Origin of the sequence: Halomonas sp. AOP13-D3-9, assembly GCF_052379125.1 — a bacterium.
Lineage (GTDB): Bacteria > Pseudomonadota > Gammaproteobacteria > Pseudomonadales > Halomonadaceae > Vreelandella.
In genome coordinates this window covers 1-18,734 of record NZ_JBQSYH010000018.1, presented here as the reverse complement: position 1 = coordinate 18,734, position 18,734 = coordinate 1, and the positions used below count along the sequence as shown (strand labels likewise).

At 54.8% G+C, this 18,734-nt stretch carries 22 protein-coding genes and 1 pseudogene; 11 read left to right on the top strand and 12 right to left on the bottom strand.

Going from position 1 to position 18,734, the window contains the following annotated elements:
• Window position 1: 1 nt before the first annotated feature.
• Window positions 2-463, top strand: coding sequence for a DUF2231 domain-containing protein (locus ACT3UM_RS18720; protein ID WP_498901326.1), 462 nt, complete (start codon window positions 2-4; stop codon window positions 461-463).
• Window positions 464-488: 25 nt separating this feature from the next.
• Here ACT3UM_RS18720 and ACT3UM_RS18715 read toward each other — a convergent pair whose 3' ends face one another.
• From ACT3UM_RS18715 to ACT3UM_RS18680, 8 genes are all read right to left on the bottom strand, one after another.
• Window positions 489-914, bottom strand: a complete 426-nt coding sequence (locus ACT3UM_RS18715) for a CopD family protein (RefSeq protein ID WP_498901324.1) — start codon at window positions 912-914, stop codon at window positions 489-491.
• Window positions 915-993: 79 nt separating this feature from the next.
• The gene (locus ACT3UM_RS18710; RefSeq protein ID WP_498901322.1) at window positions 994-1,854 is read right to left on the bottom strand and encodes a DUF2797 domain-containing protein; all 861 of its coding nucleotides are present in this window, start codon (window positions 1,852-1,854) and stop codon (window positions 994-996) included.
• Window positions 1,838-2,122: a YeaC family protein gene (locus tag ACT3UM_RS18705; RefSeq protein ID WP_064233250.1), complete on the bottom strand. Its 285-nt coding sequence runs from the start codon at window positions 2,120-2,122 to the stop codon at window positions 1,838-1,840. Before ACT3UM_RS18705 ends, ACT3UM_RS18710 begins: the two co-directional genes overlap by 17 nt.
• Before the next feature lie 10 nt (window positions 2,123-2,132).
• Window positions 2,133-2,984 (bottom strand): rhomboid family intramembrane serine protease, encoded by an 852-nt coding sequence (locus ACT3UM_RS18700; protein ID WP_498901320.1) that lies wholly within the window; start codon window positions 2,982-2,984, stop codon window positions 2,133-2,135.
• Between the two features lie 254 nt (window positions 2,985-3,238).
• Entirely contained in the window at window positions 3,239-4,225 is a 987-nt protein-coding gene (locus tag ACT3UM_RS18695) for a metallophosphoesterase (RefSeq protein WP_035580228.1), read from the bottom strand.
• 2 nt (window positions 4,226-4,227) lie between these two features.
• Window positions 4,228-5,172 carry an NAD(+) kinase gene (locus tag ACT3UM_RS18690; protein ID WP_498901317.1) on the bottom strand — a complete coding sequence of 315 codons (945 nt, stop codon included), beginning with the start codon at window positions 5,170-5,172 and terminating at the stop codon, window positions 4,228-4,230.
• Between the two features lie 63 nt (window positions 5,173-5,235).
• Entirely contained in the window at window positions 5,236-6,105 is an 870-nt protein-coding gene (locus ACT3UM_RS18685) for a carboxylate/amino acid/amine transporter (protein WP_498901315.1), read from the bottom strand.
• Window positions 6,106-6,193: 88 nt separating this feature from the next.
• Window positions 6,194-6,736 (bottom strand): YqaE/Pmp3 family membrane protein, encoded by a 543-nt coding sequence (locus ACT3UM_RS18680; RefSeq protein ID WP_498901313.1) that lies wholly within the window; start codon window positions 6,734-6,736, stop codon window positions 6,194-6,196.
• 232 nt (window positions 6,737-6,968) lie between these two features.
• On the opposite strand from ACT3UM_RS18680, the gene ACT3UM_RS18675 reads away from it, so the two are divergent.
• From ACT3UM_RS18675 to ACT3UM_RS18640, 8 genes and pseudogenes are all read left to right on the top strand, one after another.
• Window positions 6,969-7,376, top strand: coding sequence for a CBS domain-containing protein (locus tag ACT3UM_RS18675; protein ID WP_035583471.1), 408 nt, complete (start codon window positions 6,969-6,971; stop codon window positions 7,374-7,376).
• A gap of 266 nt (window positions 7,377-7,642) precedes the next feature.
• Window positions 7,643-8,002, top strand: a complete 360-nt coding sequence (locus ACT3UM_RS18670) for a hypothetical protein (RefSeq protein WP_498901311.1) — start codon at window positions 7,643-7,645, stop codon at window positions 8,000-8,002.
• 24 nt (window positions 8,003-8,026) lie between these two features.
• Complete coding sequence (locus tag ACT3UM_RS18665; RefSeq protein ID WP_498901309.1) at window positions 8,027-8,860, top strand: helix-turn-helix domain-containing protein; 834 nt, start codon at window positions 8,027-8,029, stop codon at window positions 8,858-8,860.
• A 129-nt stretch (window positions 8,861-8,989) separates the two neighbouring features.
• Window positions 8,990-9,082 (top strand): annotated as a pseudogene (locus ACT3UM_RS18660) (1-pyrroline-5-carboxylate dehydrogenase); the annotation flags it as partial.
• A 248-nt stretch (window positions 9,083-9,330) separates the two neighbouring features.
• On the top strand, window positions 9,331-10,824 hold the full coding sequence (gene putP, locus ACT3UM_RS18655) for a sodium/proline symporter PutP (protein ID WP_498901307.1): 1,494 nt from the start codon (window positions 9,331-9,333) through the stop codon (window positions 10,822-10,824).
• Window positions 10,825-10,968: 144 nt separating this feature from the next.
• A complete protein-coding gene (putA, locus tag ACT3UM_RS18650) occupies window positions 10,969-14,625 on the top strand; it encodes a bifunctional proline dehydrogenase/L-glutamate gamma-semialdehyde dehydrogenase PutA (protein ID WP_498901305.1) in 3,657 nt (1,218 codons plus the stop codon).
• A gap of 227 nt (window positions 14,626-14,852) precedes the next feature.
• Complete coding sequence (locus ACT3UM_RS18645; RefSeq protein ID WP_240719352.1) at window positions 14,853-15,095, top strand: type II toxin-antitoxin system ParD family antitoxin; 243 nt, start codon at window positions 14,853-14,855, stop codon at window positions 15,093-15,095.
• Window positions 15,095-15,394, top strand: a complete 300-nt coding sequence (locus ACT3UM_RS18640; protein WP_498901303.1) for a type II toxin-antitoxin system RelE/ParE family toxin — start codon at window positions 15,095-15,097, stop codon at window positions 15,392-15,394. The genes ACT3UM_RS18645 and ACT3UM_RS18640 overlap by 1 nt, the downstream gene beginning before the upstream one ends.
• 917 nt (window positions 15,395-16,311) lie before the next feature.
• Here ACT3UM_RS18640 and ACT3UM_RS18635 read toward each other — a convergent pair.
• The 4 genes from ACT3UM_RS18635 to ACT3UM_RS18620 all read right to left on the bottom strand — a co-directional run bounded on the left by ACT3UM_RS18635 (window position 16,312) and on the right by ACT3UM_RS18620 (window position 18,183).
• Window positions 16,312-16,833 carry a PDDEXK-like family protein gene (locus tag ACT3UM_RS18635; protein ID WP_498901301.1) on the bottom strand — a complete coding sequence of 174 codons (522 nt, stop codon included), beginning with the start codon at window positions 16,831-16,833 and terminating at the stop codon, window positions 16,312-16,314.
• A gap of 51 nt (window positions 16,834-16,884) precedes the next feature.
• Window positions 16,885-17,211, bottom strand: coding sequence for a DUF7709 family protein (locus ACT3UM_RS18630; RefSeq protein ID WP_498901299.1), 327 nt, complete (start codon window positions 17,209-17,211; stop codon window positions 16,885-16,887).
• A 61-nt stretch (window positions 17,212-17,272) separates the two neighbouring features.
• Window positions 17,273-17,782: a GNAT family N-acetyltransferase gene (locus ACT3UM_RS18625; RefSeq protein ID WP_498901297.1), complete on the bottom strand. Its 510-nt coding sequence runs from the start codon at window positions 17,780-17,782 to the stop codon at window positions 17,273-17,275.
• 14 nt (window positions 17,783-17,796) lie between these two features.
• Window positions 17,797-18,183, bottom strand: a complete 387-nt coding sequence (locus ACT3UM_RS18620; RefSeq protein ID WP_498901295.1) for a hypothetical protein — start codon at window positions 18,181-18,183, stop codon at window positions 17,797-17,799.
• A gap of 107 nt (window positions 18,184-18,290) precedes the next feature.
• On the opposite strand from ACT3UM_RS18620, the gene ACT3UM_RS18615 reads away from it, so the two are divergent.
• Together ACT3UM_RS18615 and ACT3UM_RS18610 are read left to right on the top strand one after the other, a co-directional pair.
• Entirely contained in the window at window positions 18,291-18,536 is a 246-nt protein-coding gene (locus ACT3UM_RS18615; protein WP_498901293.1) for a type II toxin-antitoxin system CcdA family antitoxin, read from the top strand.
• Window positions 18,536-18,734, top strand: a 199-nt coding sequence (locus ACT3UM_RS18610) for a CcdB family protein (protein ID WP_498901291.1), incomplete at its 3' end; no start/stop codon positions are given. The genes ACT3UM_RS18615 and ACT3UM_RS18610, both read left to right, overlap by 1 nt.

The following is an 18,734-nucleotide window of genomic DNA, read 5'->3' as shown; positions in this document are numbered from 1 at the left end:
CATGGCAAAACCTCGTCAGCGCTCGATTAAAAGCCGCGCGTCCCTCGCTGGCCACCCGCTTCATCCCGTGATGATTCACTTTCCCGTCGCAGCCCTGATGGCGCTGGTGGCAAGCGATATCGGTTACCTGCTGAGCGGCGACCCCTTTTGGTTGCGCGCTAGCCTGTGGCTGGCAGGCGTCGGCGCGTTTGGCGGCTGGATTGCCAGTACGGCGGGCATTATCGATCTGGTCACCGTGCCGCGCATTCGCCGCCTGATTACCGGCTGGAGCCACGCCATCGTCGCGGTGGTCATGCTCTCGTTGGCGTCGCTGAACTGGCTGCTGCGCTTCAACGACCCGAGTGCGATTTTGCCCTGGGGGCTGGCCGTATCGCTGCTCACCGCCGCGTTGATCGCTTTGGCGGGCTGGCTGGGTGGGCAGTTGGTGTATGAGCACGCCGTGGGGGTCGACGTTGAGGATTAAAGCTAAGCTGTTAAAAGACACGGCGTTAGCTCCAATCCAGTGGCTTAGCTAACACAAGCCCCAGTACACCTATAATGCCCGCCAATGCAACGCATAGCGCCGTCCAGTTGGCGGGCTTTACCCAGCGGTAGTGGCCCATTTCAAGGCGTAGGATTAACCAGCCAAAGCAGCCGTGGGCGGCGACCATGGCTACAACGGCACCCAGTTTCAAAATCAGCCAGCCACCCAACACGCCATGGATGAGAAAAAGCAGCGTGCCCGAGGAGATCGCCACTAGGGCGGCCGGGGTAGCGACTGAGTTATAAAAAAACCGCGGCATGGGCGGTGTGCCCTGGGCGAAGCCCGCGTCTTTGCGCAGTTGCAGTGCCTGGCTGAGTAAGGCAGGCAAATAAAGCAGCGAGCCGCACCAGATCACTAGCGCGGCAATGTGAACCAGTTTAAGCCAGGGCATCGGGGCTTCCTTGCGTTGCATAAGGCGGGATCAGATCACTCCCTAACCTTAGTCAAAACACCCCCATCTGGCTAGCCGACTAGCTCACTTGTATCTCGTAACCTGTGAATTTGCGGAGATTAATCACCCCGCTATCAAGGATCAAATACTGCCCTTTGATGCCTTGCAGCACGCCTTCCACCAGCGGCTGTTTATCAAAATTATGCGAGACCACTTTTTTGGGGAAAACGCTGACAGGGTAGTGAAAATGCTGCGGCACCGCTTCCAGCGTGCGAATCGCCTCCGCGCCATGGGTCTCACGCAGTTGGTTCAAGCCATCAGCTAACTGGTTGAGCAAACGGTCACGCTCGGCGCATAAATCCATGGCCTCGACGTCACCCTTAAGCATGGCCCGCCAGTTGGTGCGGTCGGCCACCTGCTGTTTAAACAGCATTTCGACAAACCCCGACTGCTGACGGGTATCCACTTCAAGAATCGGCAGCGCCTGAATCGCGCCTTGATCCAACCAGCGGGTAGGCATTTGGGTTTTGCGGGTAATGCCGACTTTGAGCCCCGACGAGTTAGCCAAATAGACGATATGCGGCTGGAAGCAGTGCCGCTCGCCCCACTCCGGCTCACGGCAGGTGCCTTGGAAATAGTGGCAGGCTTCCGGCTTCATGATGCAGGTATCGCACTGGGCTAGCCGCTTGAAGCAGGGGTAGCAGTGGCCCTGGGCAAAGCTTTTCTTGGTTGCCCGCCCACAGTGGGTACAGGCAATGGCACCTGTCCAACGCAAGCTAAGCGGCTCACCAATACGCTCGTTTAGCGCAACCCGGTGCTCGCCCGCGCGCAAGTGGTAATCTACCTGTTCGTCTTGGCGGCTGGGCAGCGCTGCCGCCATTTTGCTTAAACAGCCCTGTACTGAAAAGCCCGGTATTGCCGCTTCAATCACGCGTGGCATCCCGTGCCAAACCCGCCATTTCAGGCGTTACGCCAGCACCGCTAGCCGCCGCCCCGCAGGTACGCTGCTCTAGATACCCAACGCGGTTCTCCTCAGGCACGTTGTTCTCCGCCTCAAAACGCATAACGGCTTCCAGGCAGAGTTCGGTCTGCTCCGGCGTTAAGCGGCGACCGTCGGGCCATTTACGCAGCGATACGGCTTGTTTAAGGCTCTCGTAAATCGCTGGGGTCATCTGATTGATCATTTTTTCGAACGTCATTTCGCTCATTGCAGGCCTCTTAACGATTTTTCAAACGGCGGGATGAATAATACCAGCCCGTGACCAGCCCCACGAGTAAACCGCCCAAATGCGCTTCATTAGCGACATTGCCAAAGCCAACGCTGCCCGCCATATCGGTCATGGTGAACACCATCCACCCCAGCATAAATACCACCAACATCTGGGGCACAAAGAAGCCACTTTGGGGAACCCGTCGTGACATCAACCAAACGTGGGCCAGCAAGGCGTAAACGACGCCTGACATGCCACCAAATAGCACGGTACCGGTTGCGTACTGCGCCACATTAGCGCCAATGCCCGCCACAACAAGCAGCAGTAGCATGGTACGGCTGCCCTGTAGGGCCTCGACCTGGCGGCCGAAATACCACACCCACATCAAATTGAAGATTAAATGCATCCAGCCAAAGTGCAGAAAAGCGGGCGATAATAAGCGCCATACTTGGCCTGAGGTCAGCGTTTGGGTCAGATTGCCGAACACCAGCTCGCCCCCCGAAATACCTATCGGCACGATGGTTAAAGTGACGATCAACTGATCACCAAAAACAGCAATCAGTGCAAATATCACCAGGCTAATCACAATCATCAGCGCCGTCACCGGCACTTGTTTTAGCGCAGCCAAGGAGTTGGCCATCGTGCGTGGATGCTGATTAGGCTGCTGGAGCACCAGGGGTTCCCCCTGCTGCCAGCGTTCAACCAAGGCTTTAAGCGCATCTAGTTGGCGCGGGTCGGCGACCCATAGCAGTTGGCCGTCGGCCTCATCGGTAATGCGGTGGCCAATGCGATGGCGCCAAAGCGCCTGGCGCAGTTTGCTCGTATCCGCGTGATCGGGCAGAAGCATCACTGGATGCATAACATCCCTCTAATCAAAGCGCTGACGTCATGCTGACCGCAGCGGGTAGCTATTGAAGATAACGACTGAATGTACCGCACGGCTGCCAACATACAGGCGAAAAAAAACCGGCGGTGGGGACCGCCGGAGAATAAAAGCAAGGGATCATTCAAGGGAACACTTACTCAGATAGCCGACGGCAGGGTTAGTTCAGCCGTTTTGAAAAAAATATGTAATTTTATGTAATTAAAAGAAACATTTCTTAATCGCCGCGGTTAATCAAAGTCGATTTCCCAGGGTTTAGGCAGCGCCCTCTCCTCTTTTGGCACTTTAATCCAGACAAAATGATCAGCATTTAAGACCGACTCACCACTCCAACGATAAGCCACTAAACGCCCATATTTGACGGCGCTATAGTCCAGGCAGGCAATATTATGGGCCGGCAGTGCCGGTATGCCTTCGCACCAATAGTGACCGATAAACAACGGCGGCTGCTCTGGCCCGTAATAGCTAAGTTTCTGTCGTTCTTCGTCTGTCAATTCGCGGGTTTCAAGATCACCGGGCAAGTTATCCGGCTGGAAGACCACATCTCCCCACTGCTTTGGAGCCTCGGCCCAGAAGTGAGCGCGAAAACTTTTCCGCGTAAAGCCATCACCGGAGTGTATTGCAATGCCCGCGGGCAGCGAGACATGCGGGCCTCGGGTGAGGCGATCTAAGATCCGAAACGCCTGAGTGGTGGGGTCGGTGGACTCAATCAGAAACTGGGTGTCCATGCAGCCATCTGGGCGGCGCTGTTTAAGCTCATCAATTAGTGTCTCATCCCAGCAGGCATGCACCACGCGGATACCATCGATTTCTAAACACAGCGGGATGGTTTTAAACCACGCCAGGGTGTCTTCCCACTCATTAGTGAAGTCGCGATACTGCTCTAGGGTGTCTTGAATAATACGATTATGCCGCGGCGTATGCTCGCGCAACCAGCGTTTGTGGCTACCAGCGGGTCCTGGGTGGGTATAGGCCAGGGCGTTATATTCGTGATTGCCCATGACAATATACGCCTCGCCCTGCTCGACCATTCGTCGGGCAATGGTGACCGCCAGACGAATTCTTGGGCCGCGATCAATCAGGTCGCCCAGGAATATCACTTTGCGCCGGGGGTGGCGATACACGCCGTTGCGCTGGTGATAACCCAGTTTTTCCAGCAGCGAGGCAAGCGTAGCGCCGCAGCCGTGAACATCCCCAATAAGGTCGTAGCCCTCCATACTCAATCCCCCAGCCGATTGCTCCAGCCTAATTTGCTGCGCAACACTTCGTAGAAATTATGGCCGATGGGATGCACCAGTTGGACACGCTCAGGCTTGCGGGTAATCACCAACACATCGTTGGGTTTGGCCACCGCCCGGGTCTGTCCATCGCAGCTGATGTGCGGATAGGATTGATTGGTTTCGCCAATATGAATGCGTATTTCGCTGGCGGCATCAACCACAATGGGGCGACTCGACAGCGTATGAGGGAACATCGGCACCAGCGTCACCACATCGAGCTTGGGGTGCATAATCGGCCCGCCGCCAGAAAGTGCATAGGCCGTAGAGCCGGTGGGGGTCGCGACAATCAAGCCATCGCTGCGCTGGCTATACACAAACTGGCCATCAATAAACAGCTCAAACTCAATCATGCGCACCGCTTTGCCGGGGTGCAGGACGACCTCGTTCAAGGCGTCACCATTACCTACCGCTACACCATTACGATAAAGCACGGTATCGAGTAAAAAACGCTGCTCAACCTCGAACTCCCCCGCCAGCACTTCGCTGACGCGGGTTTCCAGCTCATCTGGGGAGATATCGGTAAGAAATCCCAGGCGGCCCCGATTAACGCCTAAAATCAGCGTACCACTGCGACATAGGGCACGTGCGGCACCCAGCAAGCTGCCATCGCCTCCCACTACAATCACCAAGTCGCACAGCTCACCCAACATGCGGCGACTCGCTTCCGGTTGGCCGTGGTGCGGCAAGGCAGTGGCGGTGCGGTCTTCCACCAACACCGAATAATCATGGGCAGTCAGGTAGGTCACCAGACGCTGGAGGGAGTCAACCACTTTGTCGCTCCCCAGCCGACCAATCAGCCCGATCGTTTTAAAGGGCCTGCTTGATTGATCGCTGGAGGGGGATACACTCCCTGGCTTAGCGTCTGCTGATAAGGTGTTGCTCATGGGCCGACTCTCGCTAACGTAAGTCGCCATTATGGAGACACCTCTGCTATCGGGCAAACAGGCTTAGCTAACGGCCACTTGACGGCGCTGACACCACCAGTGGTTGAGCCATAGAGAGGCGGCCATAATAACGGCCCCCAACAGCAAACGTGGAATATCCGCATCGCGGTTCCAGATCACTAAATTGACGATTAAGCCTGCCGGAACGAGGGCATTGTTCATAATCGCCAGCGTGCCAGCATCCACTTTGGTGGCCCCCTGGTTCCAGGCAAAATAGCCGACGCCAGACGCGACCAGCCCCAACCATGCAAGGACGCCCCACTGCAGTGAGGTGGTTGGCAGTGCCGCGCTGTTGCCAAACAGCAAATAGGCGGGCAGAGCCACGACCATCGCGCCAATAAAAAACCAGCCAAACACGTTATGCCAGGCCAGTGTGGGCGGTAGGTCAGCGGCTAGACGACGATAGCCCACCTGACCAAGCGCGAAACAGAGGTTGGCCCCCTGCACCACTAAAAAGCCTGCCCAGAAGCCGCTATCAACGCCGTCGTAGCGTATAACCCCTGCCCCAACTACCGCGAGCAGCGCGGTCACAATATAGATCGGCGTGAAGCGCCCAAACAGCAGATCATCCAGCAGCGCAATATAAATAGGCGTAAAGATGGTGAACAGCAAGACTTCAGGTACCGACAGCAATAAAAAAGATTGGTAGAAGAAGGTATACATCACCCCCAGCTGTATGGCGCCTAAGCCCATCAGCGCCAGCCGCTGTTTACCACGCAACAGGCTGGGGCGTAAAAATGGCAAGAACACCAGCGTAGCAAGCGTTACCCGCAGGAGCACCGCGAAGTAGCTGTCGACCTGGCCCGCTAGATAAACCCCTATCAGCGAAAAGGAGAAGGCCCATAGGGCAGTGACGCCGATCAGATAACCCATCGTAAACCTCAATCTATTATTTAGTTTACGCGGATTATACGCACTTGAAAGTGACTGCCAAGCGGTAAACGCCTTTAAGGGGCGTTAGTTAACGCCGCTGCAACCACCAAACCGCGTACACAACGCCGGGCAGCCATCCCGCTAGCGTGAGTAGTACGGCTAAACCTACACGTTTACCTCCCCCCAAGGTTAAGCCCACCGCCAGCGGTGGCAGGAGTAGCGCCAAAGCATAATAGGCGAGTTTTAACGCGCCAGGCTCCGGTACAGTTTGCTCTGCTTGCGGCCCAGAAGTCGCTTTGGGTGGCTCGACCTGGTAAGCCGCTGGTTTATTGGGCGGCGGTGTGAAGTGCTCCACAGTGCTGGAAGAGGTCTCAGTTGAAGCTTTTGCGGCCCGCTCTTGGGCAAGCCGATGGGCCTCTTTATCAATTTTCTGCTCAAGGGTTTCAGCACCTTCAGCAAGATCATCGTGGTGACGCTCCCAATCTTCCCAATCGTGAGGCGTCCCCGATTTTGGCCGTTGGTGCCCGGAACCCCGCGCACGCTCCCAGGCTTTCTCCTCCAAGGTGTTCGGCCGGTCAGGGTCTCGGTCAAGCCCCACCCCTTTGCGATTTAAGTACTCACGTGCATCCATGGGTGGCTCCTTAATGCGTTAATTTGCCGGTCATTTGAGTGGTTAGAAAATTAACGGCTCAGAAAATTCAGTACTTACAGCGTTGAATAAAGACGACTTGCAGACAAAACACTGCGGATTAAATCACCTACAGTGAAAGAGTCGCTGCTACTTTAGCACCTAGACCAGATCGCTTTGCTTGCGATGCCCTGCTTGCCATAGCGATTACTACGATGAGCAAGGAGTGTCCATGATGAATAGAGCAACACCCAGCATTGTCCGCGACATCATGTCCCGGGATTGCTACCGTGTTTCACCCAACGCCTCGGTCACCACCTTGGCTAAAGGGCTGGCACTGCACCGCCTGCCCGGCGCGCCGGTAGTGGATGATGCCGATCGTTTAATTGGCTTTATTTCAGAACAGGATGTTATGGGCCGTGTGCTGGACAGTATTTACCATGATGACGAAGCCCCGTTGGTAAAAGAGATGATGCGCCACGAAGTGCTCAGCGTCTCCCCCACTAAAAGCATAACCGACCTGGCCCAGGAGATGCTTGGCTCAAAACCTAAAGTCTACCCAGTGGTTGAGCAGCAGCGGCTGGTAGGAATCGTGACACGACGTGATATCCTAATAGCGCTATTAGCTATACGCCGCCATTAGCAGGGTTGTTAAACGTTCTAGGCAAGCTTTTGACAGAAAAATCGTTAGCCAAAAAAAACCGCTACTCAGTGAGTAGCGGAAGCAAGGGATCAAAACAATAGAGCCAGAACAACAACTTTAGCGACTGCTATCGCGATGTTGCCTGTACATACTCAGACACGCGATGAAGAAAAAGTTCGCAAAAAAGTAAAAATTTCGACCCAGGCGGCGTCAAGCGTATAATTTAGAGGCAATTTTTTAATTAATGATGCCTGGGAGCACCGCGAATGGCGCTGTATCTATTGGTGTTTGGGGTGTGCTTACTGGTGATTGGTGCGGTAATGCTGGTGCTAATGACCTCAAGCACCCCCCGCTACCGCACCGAACCCAAGGACTTACTGGCGTTGTTTGATAAGGCGCTCAACAGCCAAGTAAGCGAAACCGAGTGGAATGCGATAATCGGCTACCCCATTCGGCACAACGAGTACTTGGACGACATCAGACGCCGGGCTGCACACTTAATGGAGCAGCACGGAAGACGTTGGATGATTGCTCAGGGCAAACCATTGCTCAGTCAAGAAGGACAAGACGAACTTCAAGCCCTTCGCGATCATTTGTCCGCCCATACGGCCCTCCGCCAGCAGTAGCTGTTGCGGTTAAGGAGACCTACTATGCCCAGCACCATTCGACAAATTCCGTTGGCCAGCGCAACGCACCACCATACCCATGATTTCCACCAGATTGTGATTACGCTGTGTGGCTCATCAGAATTTGAAATTGAAGGCTTAGGTGGACGAGTTAATGCTTTTTCGGGCTGTATCGTGCCCGCTAATCACGAGCACTACTACTCGGGTTACGGCCACAATCGGCAATTAATTTTTGACCTACCCGAAGACGCCCCTGCGCTCACCGGTGAAAATCGCGGACTGGTAGCGCTATTTGATGCGCCACGTTTTTTTGGCCTGGATAACGCGCTGCAACACTATTTAGCGTTTATGCAAAGCGAACTTGCTCAAGGGTTTGATACCTCGACTGACTCCTTTCAGCAAGACCGCTTGGCCGCCACGCTGCTGGGCTCACTGAAGGCGCGATTAGGCACCACCGCCAACAGCAACCAGCAGCGCCTGGATTTGACGCGCATTAACCGCTTTATTCGTCAGCACCTCGCCGAAGACCTGCGCGTCGCCGATTTAGCCCGGCTCGCCTGTTTAAGCGAAGCCCATTTCTCCGACTGCTTCCGCGCCCAAACCGGCCTGTCGCCCTGGCAGTACGTTAAGCGCCAGCGTCTGCATGCGGCCCGCCAACTGGTCCTACAAAGCCGTCTTCCCCTCACCGATATTGCCATTCAAACCGGCTTTGCCAATCAAAGCGCGCTCTCCCATGCATTTCGCCGCAGCTACGGATTGTCGCCGCGCAAACTGCGCCAAGCGGATGTACCACCGGTCGCCATGAGCCCGTCAAATGCTGCTTTAGGGCCGCTAGCAGGCCAGCAAAAACTCTACTAAAGTCGTATAATTGCTGCTCTTGCCGCGAAATTGACACGTTTTGCCGCGGAACCAACATACACTCGAGGTGGCGGCACTCTACATTCAGTTATTGGTTTGGGCGAAACGCCTTGTTACTCATTTGCTCTTTATCTGCAACGCTTTGTGACTGAAAAAACGATTACTAATAACACCGCTGCGTTAGGCGGGAACGCGTCACTGTTGGCGCTAGGCGATGAGTGAGTAGCTCATCAACGACAAACCAAAACTCCTGAACAGGGAACTAACTCATGGTCGAAAATAATAGTGGGATCATTGCTGATAAACGTGCCATCAACTTTTCTGACACTATCTCTAGTAGGCACTCGTTAGGCCTCGTAACGTAATAGCAAACGGAGTTAAAAAAATAATGCGGGCCACTACCGGATTCTGCACGGTAACGGCGCTAACCGGTCGGAGCTAATTCCGTCCTGACGAACTGGAGAAATTACATGGCTATTGGTGTTTGGATCAGTCTCATAGCGTACTTTGCGCTCATGGTTGGCATCGGCATTTATGCGATGCGCAAATCCACCTCTTCCTCTGAAGATTACATGCTGGGTGGTCGTACCCTCAGCCCAAAAGTAGCGGCCCTGTCGGCCGGTGCGTCGGACATGAGCGGCTGGCTGCTGCTGGGCCTGCCTGGGGCAATGTTTGTATCTGGCCTGGGTTCCGCCTGGATCGGTATTGGTTTGCTCGTGGGGGCGTTATTCAACTGGATTCTGGTCGCCCCTCGTCTACGTGAACAGACCGTTCACTACGGCAACGCAATCACCATCCCTGCTTTTCTGGCAAACCGCTTCCCCACCCGCTCCATGTCACTGCGCACAGTGTCTGCCATCGTTATCGTGATCTTTTTCGCAGTCTATACCGCCTCAGGCCTAGTGGCTGGCGGCAAGCTGTTTGAAAGCGCGTTTACTGGCATTTACAACTTCGGCGACATGAGCAACTACGCCATGGGCGTCATGATCACTCTGGGCGTGGTGCTTATTTATACGGTTGTCGGTGGCTTCCTGGCCGTGAGCATGACGGACTTCGTGCAAGGCTGCATCATGATGCTGGCACTGGTGATCATGCCAGCGGTGGTGCTGTTTGGCGAAGGTGGCGGCGGTTTATCGCAGGCCACGCAGACCCTGAATGAAGTCGATCCCACCCTGCTTTCCTGGACGTCGGGGCTGACCTTCATCGGGTGGCTGTCGGCTGTGACCTGGGGCCTGGGTTATTTCGGCCAGCCGCACATCATTGTGCGCTTCATGGCGATCCGTACACTTAAGGATGTGCCCATTGCCCGCAACATTGGCATGGGCTGGATGCTTATCTCGCTGATTGGTGCCGTTTCTTTGGGCATCTTTGGCCGGGCCTATGCGATCCGCAACGGTATTGATGTCCAAGATCCGGAAACGATCTTTATCATCCTGGCAGACCTACTGTTCCATCCGTTGATTACCGGCTTCCTCTATGCGGCGCTGCTTGCAGCGGTTATGAGCACCGTTTCAAGCCAGCTTCTGGTGGCGTCTTCGTCACTAACCGAAGACTTCTATCGCCTGTTCCTGCACAAGAACGCAACGGAAGCGCAGTGTGTCGCCGTAGGCCGTGTCTGTGTAGTACTGGTGGGCATTGTGGCAGCGGTTATTGCCTCTGACGAAAACTCCCAGGTTCTGGGGCTGGTCAGTAACGCTTGGGCAGGCTTCGGCGCCGCGTTTGGCCCGTTGATTATCTTGTCGTTGATGTGGTCACGCACCAACGGCAATGGGGCTATCGCAGGCATGGTGGTAGGCGCGCTCACCGTTATGATCTGGATCTCACTAGGCTGGAACGGCTCCTTTATGGGTGGCCCAGGCATTTATGAGATTATTCCTGGCTTCATCGCGTCCTTCATCGCCATCATCGTCGTCAGCAATGCGACTGACGATGCCGGTGAATATCAGCATATCGAACGCAAGTAAGCGCTCAGCCACATTGAGCGTATCAAGAGGGCTCCCGCGGGAGCCCTCTTTAGGTTAGTTATTTTGTGTTGACTGCAAAAAGTATGACTACACCCTAACCGACGCAGCAACGCCTAAGTGTCGGCTAGCAAGGAGAGACCCTGTATGAACGACCATCTGCATAGCGACGTGAGTGATCTACGCTCACGCATTCGCACCAACTACGACGCCAACGAGGCAGATGTGCTGCACGGGCTGGTCGAGCGTATCAAGCTGTCGGAGGATGACCGCAAGAAGGTCGCCGCCGTGGGCGCCAACTACGTAGCGCGTGTGCGTAAGGAAAGATCGCCTTCAATGATGGAGGCGTTCCTAGCCGAGTACGGGCTCTCGACCACCGAAGGCGTTGGCTTGATGTGTCTGGCAGAAGCGCTGCTGCGTGTGCCCGATGCAGAAACCATCGACGACCTGATCCACGATAAGATTGAGCCCTCCGACTGGGGCGCCCACCTGGGTAAGTCTTCATCGTCGATGGTCAATGCCTCGACCTGGGCACTGCTGCTAACCGGCAAGGTGCTGGAAGAAGACCCCAAGGGCCCAACGCGGGCACTACGCGGCCTGGTTCGCCGTATGGGCGAGCCGGTAGTACGTAAGGCGGTTGGCCAGTCGATGAAGATTCTTGGCCGCCAGTTCGTGCTCGGCCAGACCATCGAAGAGGGCATGAAGAATGCCCGCGAGCTCGAGAAACAGGGCTACACCTACTCCTACGATATGCTGGGCGAAGCGGCGCGGACCGACGAAGATGCCGTCCGCTATCACGAGGCTTATGCCAAGGCGATCACCGCCATCGCCGAGCAGGCCAAAGGTGATGTGCGCGGCAGCCCCGGCATCTCGGTAAAGCTCTCGGCGCTACACCCGCGCTATGAATACACCCACCGCGACACGGTGATGGCAGAGCTATTGCCCCGAGCCAAAGAGTTGGTGCAGCAGGCAGCCAAGGCCAATATCGGTTTCAATATCGACGCCGAAGAGCAGGATCGGTTGGATCTCTCCCTCGACGTGATCGAGGCCCTGATGGCCGACCCCAGCCTAGATGGATGGGACGGCTTCGGGGTGGTCGTGCAGGCTTACGGTCGCCGCGCTGCGCCGATGATCGAGACGCTCTACGAACTCGCCGAGCGCTTTGACCGCAAAATTATGGTACGCCTGGTGAAAGGCGCCTACTGGGATACCGAGATCAAGCTTTCCCAGGAGATGGGCGTCAAGACCTTCCCGGTCTTCACCCGCAAGGTCAACACCGATGTCAGCTACATGGCCTGCGCCCAGATGCTGCTCGACCGGCGCGATCGCATCTATCCGCAGTTCGCCACCCACAATGCCCACACCTGTGCTGCGGTAGTGGAGATGGCGGGCGATGACAAGGACAGCTACGAGTTCCAGCGCCTGCACGGCATGGGCGAATCGCTGCACCACATCGTTAAAGAGTCGGAAGGCACCCACTGCCGCATTTACGCCCCGGTCGGCGCGCACCGCGACCTGCTAGCCTATCTAGTACGCCGCCTGCTGGAGAACGGCGCCAACTCATCGTTCGTCAACCAAGTGGTGGACAGTTCAATTCCGCCAAGCGACGTTTCAAAGGATCCCATTGAAGGCTTTAAGCAGCTCGGCAGCGACGTCTCAAGCCCGTTGATCCGCCAGCCCAGTGAGCTGTTCGAGCCCGAACGCAAAAACTCCAAGGGCTACCGCATCAACGAACCCGCTTCGATTTTGCCGCTGCTCAATGCGCGTGAAAAATTTGCCAACGCCACCTGGACTGCAGGCCCCATGCTGGTGGGCAACCCCGCACCTAAGGGCCCGGCGCGTGATGCCGTCTCCCCCGCTGATGGCACACGAGTGATCGGCAAGGTGCATGAAGCCACCCCGGAAGAGGTCGCCACTGCCCTTGACGCCGCCGAACAAGGTTTTAAAGAGTGGTCTGCACGCCCAGCGGCCGAGCGCGCCGCGGTACTGCGCCGCACCGCCGATCTCTACGAGGAACACATCGCCGAGCTGACCGTAATCACCACCCGCGAAGCGGGCAAGATGATGTTCGATGGCATAGCCGAAGTGCGCGAAGCGGTGGATTTCCTGCGTTATTACGCCAACGAGGGCGAGCGGCTGGAAGCGGAAGAGCCCGGCAGCGCCCGCGGCATCTTCGTCTGCATCAGCCCGTGGAACTTCCCCCTGGCCATCACCACCGGCCAGATCGCTGCCGCCTTGGTAGCTGGCAACGCGGTACTCGCCAAGCCCGCCGAGCAGACGCCCCTGATCGCCGCCCGCGCCGTCGAACTCATGCGCGAAGCCGGTTTGCCGGAAGCGGCGCTACAGTTACTGCCTGGCGACGGCCCAACGGTAGGCGGCCCGCTAACCAGCGACCCACGCATCGCAGGTGTCTGTTTCACCGGTTCCACCCCGGTGGCCCAGATCATCCACAAAGCGCTGGCCGATAACGCTGGGCCTGATGCCGTGCTGATCGCCGAAACCGGTGGTCTCAACTCCATGATCGTGGACTCCACGGCACTGACCGAGCAGGCAGTGCGCGATATCCTGATCTCCTCCTTCCAGTCGGCTGGCCAGCGCTGTTCCGCGCTGCGCATGCTGTATGTCCAGGAAGAGGCGCGAGACCGCTTGCTCAACATGCTCTACGGCGCCATGGACGCACTCACCATTGGCGATCCCTGGAACACCGATACCGACGTCTCGCCGGTGATCGACACCGATGCCCAGACCGAAATCAGCGACTATGTGGCAGCACAAGAGAAAGCAGGCAAAGTGCTGAAGAAGCTGGCCGCACCGGAGACCGGCACCTTTGTCACCCCAGCGGTGATCGACGTTGGCGGCATCGAGGATCTCGAACGTGAAATTTTCGGTCCGGTACTTCACGTCGCCACCTTCAAGGCGCGGGATATCGACAAGGTGGTCGACGACATCAATGGCAAGGGCTACGGGCTGACCTTCGGCCTCCATACCCGCATAGACGACCGCGTGCAGCAGATCGTTGAGCGCATCCATGTCGGCAACGTCTACGTCAACCGTAACCAGATCGGCGCCATCGTTGGCTCACAGCCGTTCGGCGGCGAGGGGCTTTCGGGCACCGGACCCAAGGCCGGTGGCCCGCTCTACGTCAATCGTTTCCGCCGCACTGCGGAGGCTGAACACGTTGAGGCGCCAGAAGGAAAAGCCGTATCACTTAGCGATCTCCAGCCAACTCTTGATGAACTGGATGCGCGCAACTGGGCGGTACGCCCCAATCGCATCGAGGTACTGCGCAAGGCGCTCTCGGGCAAAGGCGGCGTTATCCGCAAGGCGCTCAATGAGACGGCAGCGCTGGATATGACCCCGCAGACACTGCCGGGGCCAACCGGCGAAAGCAACCGCCTGGCGATGTACCCCAAGGGTGTGGTGTTGTGCTTAGGGCCAACCCTGGATATCGCCATTGCGCAAGCAGCCCAGGCCCTAGGCACGGGCTGTGCGGCCATCGTGGTCGCCCCCGGCGCCGAACAGGCCTTGAAGCCATTGATCGATGCCGGAGTACCGGTGGCCGGGCTTGATGGAAACGTCTCGGCTGAGACAGTGAGCGAGGTCAAAGGCATTGCCGCGGTCGCCGCCGCTGGCAACAGCGACTGGACACGTGAACTGCGCATTGCGCTGGCCAAGCGCGACGGCGCCATCATACCGCTCGAAACCCAGACCATCTCGCCGGATCGTTATGTGGTGGAACGCCACCTATGTATCGACACCACCGCAGCGGGTGGCAACGCCAGCCTGCTGGCAACCGCCGAATAGGTCAGTGCCTAGTGTCAGCGCTTAGGAGGTGAGCGGCTAATTGCTGTCGCTCACCCTTCTCCCGCACTAAGCAAACGCTGATCAATTTCTCAGCAATCAATATTAGCCACTACTCGTTAGTGGCTTTTTTATTTGGCAGCCGGTTTTCCTGCTGTCTATGCACCTTGCCTACCAACCAGCCCTATACCATAATCAGGTATATTCTGGTACTAGTGGAGACTTACGGCATGGCTAAAAATACAAGCATCACACTAGGCGACCACTTTGAAAGCTTTGTTACCACTCAAGTACAAAGCGGTCGATACGGCTCTGCGAGCGAGGTTATTCGTTCCGCCCTACGCCTTCTCGAAAACCAGGAAACCAAACTACATACACTCAGACAACTGCTTATCGAGGGTGAGCAAAGCGGTGACGCTGACTATGACCTCAATAGCTTTATCAATGAGCTGGATAGTGAAAAAAGTATCTGATGAAGCCATTCACTCTTACTCTGGCTGCCAAAACGGATTTAAGAGACATTGCTTTGTTTACACAGCGCCGCTGGGGTAAGGAGCAGCGGAACGTTTACTTAACACAATTTGATGACTCATTCTGGTTATTGGCAGAAACCCCTGATATTGGAAAGTCATGTGACGAAGTTCGTCAGAATTACCGAAAATTTCCGCAAGGCAGCCATGTTATTTTTTACCAACAAACGGAAAGCCATAAAATAAGAATAGTACGCATATTACACAAGAGCATGGATGTGAACGCCGCCTTTGATGCATAGCGCCTAAAGTACGCGCGGGATTGGAATAGATGCGAAACCGTAGCGTAAAAGCTCTTGCTATGCTTGGTCTTGTTAGGCCGCCAACTATGTCCGACCGCTATCGAGGAAATCGGTATTCGATCTTGAGACTCGCCCCATTGCCTTTTGGCGGCTGATGTATAAACCGATCATTATCCTTCATTGATGCGCGCATTGCCGCGCAACACATAGGCATGCGATTGTGCGGTTTTGGGTAGCCTCCAACTAGTCGATGCAGCTCACCCGCCTCGATTGAAACTGCCGCTTTGCCTTCTGCTGAAGCATTCTGCAGCAACCCTTCTATTACCGCACTAAAATCAGCTGCGGTCGGGGGACGCTCCTCGGTATGGTTAGCTGGAGGTTGCGTCAGACCCTTTCGCCGTGAACGTATGGCGACACTGGGTTCTCGTGGCTTTCGTCCGTTCCACGGAGGTGCAATATCCAGAATTAGATTTCTCTCCACCGTCTTGTATTCTGAGGTTGGGTGGAACCACACTGTGGTAGATTTACCATCTTTAGCCGCAGCAAGGATATGCGCGTTCAGTTTGCAATTCGTGCTCTGACCATCGCTATGACAGTTTCTTGGAGCAATCTGCCCGTAACCGGTAGCGCTGAATCGGCTCGCTAGACTCCTGCATTCGCCTATGTACCTCAACTCACCGGCTACTTCGATTGCATAGACTCCTTCTGCCCGTGGCGCATGCGGCAAAGAAAATGAACAGAATGGGCCTTCAGCATAGGCGTTGGTTCGTACAGACGAATCGAAATGGTGGGTATACTCTTCTAGCTTACCTGTTGCAGTTCGCCGGAGTTGAAGTGACCCCACCAACCAAAATTCAAGCTCCCCTATGAGCTTACGCTCTGCATCCATTGGAATTGAGTTTCCGCCTAGCGCCGCATCACACGCGTGTCGTGTGCAGGCAGTTAAATGGTGCCCCAAATAAGGCCTCATAGACCTCATCGATAGAACTAAAATTTTTAAACCAACCTTTTGGCAAAACCCTTACATTAGGGCGTTCGGCTTTAAATCCGCCCTGGTCACCCTTGGTATGCTTTGCAACCTTAAGCCCGTCAAGGCTAGGCAATTTCTCGCCCGGAAGAGAGCCAAAGAAGAGGAATGGCCCCAGCTCCAGGGTATCTTCGTTGAAATAAATCCAGATAACACACCCAGAAGGCTTTTCAGAAAGCCTCGTATGAACTTTCTGGTTGGCTGTTTTGCCGCCAACGTATGAAGCTTTAAGCTGTATATGCCTCACGACCCCATTATCTTCCGCTATTAGATCGTAGCCAGCGTTATCAACTTCTGGACTCGCCACCTCTAGCGTGCAGCCAAATTCCTTCCAGGAAAGCTTCAGCAATTCACCAATGAAAAGATGCTCAATGAGTTTTTCTCGAAAAGACGAGTGTTCACTATGGTTCAACGTCTTATCTCCATGTAACGCTTTAATTCCACTCTTGTTGCGTACATTGCTTTAGCCTCTTATTCCCTCCAAGTAGCTTTTTGCAAGCTCACCCACGAAGCGACGACCAGTATTGGAGCCGTTTATCCAATCATCAGGAGCGAATAGCTCAAATAGCCCTACTTTGACCAGTGTCGGCACCGCCAACTCAAGCTCTTTCTCTACTTGCCCGCGCTCGCCTGAGTTGTAAAGCTTAATGTTGTGGAGCATGGTTGCAACCGTGCCTGTCTGTACCTTGCTACCGTCTTTGAGCTGAACAGCAGGAAGAACCTGACCTTCTGAAACAATTTTTTGATTGGCCTCAGCCAACTGGGCTGAATTTTCAATACTATTGCTCATTGCAATTATTCCTCTTTAAAGCAGCTAAAGACAGCCGTTTTAAAAAATTTCAATGGGCTATTTAAACGCACTTGACCATCTTAACATGAGGAACTCCCGTACCCTTGGCTACATAGGAAACTCCTGATGTTTTAAAACCTAATTTTTCATACATTTTAACGGCGTGCAGCCTAGCATTTAGATATATCTTTTGAGCCCCCTTTTCGAGAGCTATATTTGTGAGCTTCGTAAGAACACTAGTACCCAAGCCCTGCCCTTGCATATCGGGGCGAACAACCATCTGAGATATCTTAAATATTCTTGAACTTTCTTCGCTTAATCGACCATATGCGCATAGCGAGCCGTCATGTATCAAAGCGACATGAAGACTATCATTTTCGAGTGCATCAAACAGTACTTCTCGTGGAAGGCCAGAGGCACGAAAAAACAGGTCATACCTTAAATCTAATGCTTCTTTATACAGTTCATCCGTCCCTTTTAGGTGGATAAATTCCACTTTTACCTCCTTACCCATAACGCCGCACACAAAGGTGCCGGCTTGCGGGCGTCCTGCCACCGCTTGCTGTGGCATATTGGTGTGCTTGGTTAGGCATGATCATCCCGTGCGCGATTGCAGACGAAAGCAGCCAAATCAGCCTTGCTTGAACCCGGTACAAGCTCAGTCCACTGGACATTGTCGTACATTTTGATATTTGATTGGTTGCCTTCACCGAAACCTAAGTCCTGATAGCGCCTGTTATCACAGTCGATGCGAGTCACTGAGTACCCATGGCTAGCGGAGCTTACCCGACTATGCACCGTCCGCAGATGCTCCCCATTAGATTCAGTAGTGATGAGATAATAGCTGGCCTTTTCCGAAGTGCTTCTTGGGATTAATTCTCCTTTTTCAGCGGACTGAGAGGATGAATTGTCGGAGCACGCAGCCAACAGTATGACGGCACTAATCAACGTACATATTCTGAACGCCTTCATGAATTCTCCTATTGGGTTGTATAACGCTTTACTCACCGGAAACTGAATGCGCACTCTAGTGCGCATAACCTATAATGATATTGGTCACAACTCTGTGGAGGGAAAAAATGCCAGAACTTTACGACACAGCCGCACCCCGAAAGGCAGCAAATCTGTCTGTGAACAGTGACCTACTCAACAAGAGCCGCGCTCTGAACATTAACCTTTCTGCCACCCTTGAGCGGGCGCTGAAGGAAGAGCTTGCGAAACGGGAGGCCGCTCAATGGGTCGAAGAAAACCGCAGTGCGATCAAGAACTATAACGAATTCGTTGAGCAACATGGATGCTTTGGCGACGAATTCCGGGATTTTTGATGGCACAATTCGACGTTTACCCTAACCCAAGTAAAACCAGCAAAACGCACTATCCTTACCTGATAGACATTCAAAGCGCCCTCCTGACCGACTTGGCAACTCGTATCGTTATCCCTTTGGCGAGGCGCGAGGCGTTAGGCGAACTGGCCATGCGGGGCCTCACGCCAGAGATAACGTTTAACGATCAGGCGTTGCTCT

Excerpts from the sequence above, each read along its gene's own strand:
- ACT3UM_RS18620 (WP_498901295.1), bottom strand. The coding sequence starts at position 18,183 with ATGAAGGCGTTCAGAATATGTACGTTGATTAGTGCCGTCATACTGTTG.
- ACT3UM_RS18630 (WP_498901299.1), bottom strand. The coding sequence starts at position 17,211 with ATGAGCAATAGTATTGAAAATTCAGCCCAGTTGGCTGAGGCCAATCAA.
- ACT3UM_RS18645 (WP_240719352.1), top strand. The coding sequence starts at position 14,853 with ATGGCTAAAAATACAAGCATCACACTAGGCGACCACTTTGAAAGCTTT.
- putA (WP_498901305.1), top strand. The coding sequence starts at position 10,969 with ATGAACGACCATCTGCATAGCGACGTGAGTGATCTACGCTCACGCATT.
- ACT3UM_RS18680 (WP_498901313.1), bottom strand. The coding sequence starts at position 6,736 with ATGGATGCACGTGAGTACTTAAATCGCAAAGGGGTGGGGCTTGACCGA.
- ACT3UM_RS18710 (WP_498901322.1), bottom strand. The coding sequence starts at position 1,854 with ATGCCACGCGTGATTGAAGCGGCAATACCGGGCTTTTCAGTACAGGGC.
- ACT3UM_RS18625 (WP_498901297.1), bottom strand. The coding sequence starts at position 17,782 with ATGCCACAGCAAGCGGTGGCAGGACGCCCGCAAGCCGGCACCTTTGTG.
- ACT3UM_RS18685 (WP_498901315.1), bottom strand. The coding sequence starts at position 6,105 with ATGGGTTATCTGATCGGCGTCACTGCCCTATGGGCCTTCTCCTTTTCG.
- ACT3UM_RS18615 (WP_498901293.1), top strand. The coding sequence starts at position 18,291 with ATGCCAGAACTTTACGACACAGCCGCACCCCGAAAGGCAGCAAATCTG.
- ACT3UM_RS18720 (WP_498901326.1), top strand. The coding sequence starts at position 2 with ATGGCAAAACCTCGTCAGCGCTCGATTAAAAGCCGCGCGTCCCTCGCT.
- ACT3UM_RS18640 (WP_498901303.1), top strand. The coding sequence starts at position 15,095 with ATGAAGCCATTCACTCTTACTCTGGCTGCCAAAACGGATTTAAGAGAC.
- ACT3UM_RS18670 (WP_498901311.1), top strand. The coding sequence starts at position 7,643 with ATGGCGCTGTATCTATTGGTGTTTGGGGTGTGCTTACTGGTGATTGGT.
- ACT3UM_RS18700 (WP_498901320.1), bottom strand. The coding sequence starts at position 2,984 with ATGCATCCAGTGATGCTTCTGCCCGATCACGCGGATACGAGCAAACTG.
- ACT3UM_RS18665 (WP_498901309.1), top strand. The coding sequence starts at position 8,027 with ATGCCCAGCACCATTCGACAAATTCCGTTGGCCAGCGCAACGCACCAC.
- ACT3UM_RS18675 (WP_035583471.1), top strand. The coding sequence starts at position 6,969 with ATGAATAGAGCAACACCCAGCATTGTCCGCGACATCATGTCCCGGGAT.
- ACT3UM_RS18705 (WP_064233250.1), bottom strand. The coding sequence starts at position 2,122 with ATGAGCGAAATGACGTTCGAAAAAATGATCAATCAGATGACCCCAGCG.
- putP (WP_498901307.1), top strand. The coding sequence starts at position 9,331 with ATGGCTATTGGTGTTTGGATCAGTCTCATAGCGTACTTTGCGCTCATG.
- ACT3UM_RS18695 (WP_035580228.1), bottom strand. The coding sequence starts at position 4,225 with ATGGAGGGCTACGACCTTATTGGGGATGTTCACGGCTGCGGCGCTACG.
- ACT3UM_RS18715 (WP_498901324.1), bottom strand. The coding sequence starts at position 914 with ATGCCCTGGCTTAAACTGGTTCACATTGCCGCGCTAGTGATCTGGTGC.
- ACT3UM_RS18690 (WP_498901317.1), bottom strand. The coding sequence starts at position 5,172 with ATGAGCAACACCTTATCAGCAGACGCTAAGCCAGGGAGTGTATCCCCC.